The organism is Robertmurraya sp. DFI.2.37, assembly GCF_029211245.1.
Taxonomy (GTDB): Bacteria; Bacillota; Bacilli; order Bacillales; family Cytobacillaceae; genus Robertmurraya; species Robertmurraya methanolica_A.
In genome coordinates, this window is sequence record NZ_JARGEJ010000184.1 from 1 (window position 1) to 518 (window position 518).

Annotated in this window: 1 protein-coding gene and 1 pseudogene; both read right to left on the reverse strand. The window is 36.7% G+C overall.

The window, feature by feature from the left end:
• On the reverse strand, positions 1–238 hold a 238-nt coding region (locus PZE06_RS26005), incomplete at its 3' end, for an ATP-binding protein (RefSeq protein ID WP_275792114.1).
• 2 nt (positions 239–240) lie between these two features.
• Positions 241–518: pseudogene (locus PZE06_RS26010) on the reverse strand (IS21 family transposase); the annotation flags it as partial.

Sequence of the window (518 nt, forward strand, 5' to 3'; positions counted from 1 at the left end):
GTTCTTTTAAATTAAACTCCTCAAGTGTTTTCCTGAAAGGAAAAGTTGCCCACTTTAATCGGTTGTTTAGTTGCTTTTCTTCTCTTCGAGTTTGCTCATAAGAAGTGACATCTAACAGGAATTGAGTAAATGAAAGGTCTTTTTGCTCAGCTTCTCTGATCAAATGGGGGAGATGCATGGCAGTTTCAACGAGTCTTAACCCTTTCATTATGTCTTGTAATTGTTGGATTTGGCTCATCGCTATTCAACCTCCATTAAAACCGTGTAAGTATCTACTTTTCTTTTGTATGCTTCTGTTTCTAAAACCCATTCTGATAGCCTGTTCAAAGTCTTAACTTCTTTCTTTTTTTCAATAACTGTTTCATGTACCTGGCGCTGACGTTTCACATATGCAATGATATCACCAAAATCAGTTGCACTGTATAATTTCCTTTTTAAGCACTCTGCTAACGCTTTAGTCAGTACTTCGTTATCGATACCTTTTGTTTCGCGCAAGATGATTTGCAACTGGTCTTTAA